The following is a 1,104-nucleotide window of genomic DNA, read 5'->3' on the forward strand; positions in this document are numbered from 1 at the left end:
TAAGTAGTTATTCATAATTATTTCACCTATGTCGAAATTACATTATCTTTGCCTCGAACAAAACCGCATGATAAATGAAAATCAAGAAATTGACGCTGAGCGATTCCGAACGTCGGGAACTTACCACCGGTTTCCGTACAGGCGAAAGCCATTGTTTTCGTATGCGTTGCCGCGCCATACTGCTCAAAGCAGAGGGCTTGAGTGCGCCCCAAGTGGGAGCACAAACGGAAATGACCGCCCAAACCGTTGGCCGTTGGGTCAAACGTTTCGAAAGCCAAGGAATCCAAGGATTATACACACGTCCGGGACAAGGTCGCAAAGCCATCATGGACTGTTCGGACGAGGAATCCGTGCGCAAAGCCATCGAATCGGACCGGCAGAGTGTGCGTGCAGCCAAAGAAGCCTGGCAGAATGCTTCGGGAAAGGAAGCGAGCGAATCGACGTTCAAACGTTTTTTATCCGCATTGGCGCAAGATATAGACGTATAAGAAAACGTCCTAAGGGTAAGCCCTCGCCGCAGCTCTATGCGTATAAGACCGAGAAGCTGCAAGAACTTGAAACACTTTTTGAAAAAGGCTCCATCGACCTCTTCTATGGTGACGAATCTCATATCTGCACGGAAGGCTATGTCCCTTATGGGTGGCAGTTTGCCGGAGAAGACGTTTACATTCCTGTCGAAAAAGCCAAACGGCTCAACATCTTTGGCATGATTGACAGGAATAACCGCTTTGAAGGATTCTGCACCTGCGATTCTGTCGATGCAGAGAAAGTTGTTGATTTCCTCGACAGATTCTCTTTCAAGCTCTACAGAAAGACATTTGTTGTCCTTGACAATGCAAGTGTACATCGTAATGAGAAAATAAAGCGAATGCGTCCAATATGGGAAAAACGGGGACTTTTTCTCTTCTACATTCCTCCATACTCTCCTCATTTGAACATTGTGGAGACCCTTTGGCGTATTATGAAAGGGAAATGGCTCCGACCACAGGATTATGTCACTACCGAATCGCTGTTTTATGCCACCAACAGGGCTTTGGCGGCGATAGGAACACGACTGAATATTAACTTTAGCCATTATGCTGCTTAATTTTGATTAGTTACTTA

General features: G+C 46.1%; 2 protein-coding genes. Both read left to right on the plus strand.

Annotated elements, in window-relative coordinates; all coding sequences use genetic code 11:
• The first annotated feature begins 74 nt into the window (after nt 1–74).
• Complete coding sequence (locus E5342_RS19000; protein WP_121767560.1) at nt 75–488, plus strand: helix-turn-helix domain-containing protein; 414 nt, start codon at nt 75–77, stop codon at nt 486–488.
• Entirely contained in the window at nt 458–1,087 is a 630-nt protein-coding gene (locus E5342_RS19005) for an IS630 family transposase (protein ID WP_228767171.1), read from the plus strand. The genes E5342_RS19000 and E5342_RS19005 overlap by 31 nt, the downstream gene beginning before the upstream one ends.
• Nucleotides 1,088–1,104: the final 17 nt, after the last annotated feature.

It is taken from the genome of Parabacteroides distasonis, from assembly GCF_004793765.1.
GTDB classification, from domain to species: Bacteria; Bacteroidota; Bacteroidia; order Bacteroidales; family Tannerellaceae; genus Parabacteroides; species Parabacteroides distasonis_A.

Coding starts and splice junctions, on each gene's coding strand:
- E5342_RS19000 (WP_121767560.1), top strand. CDS start 75: ATGAAAATCAAGAAATTGACGCTGAGCGATTCCGAACGTCGGGAACTT.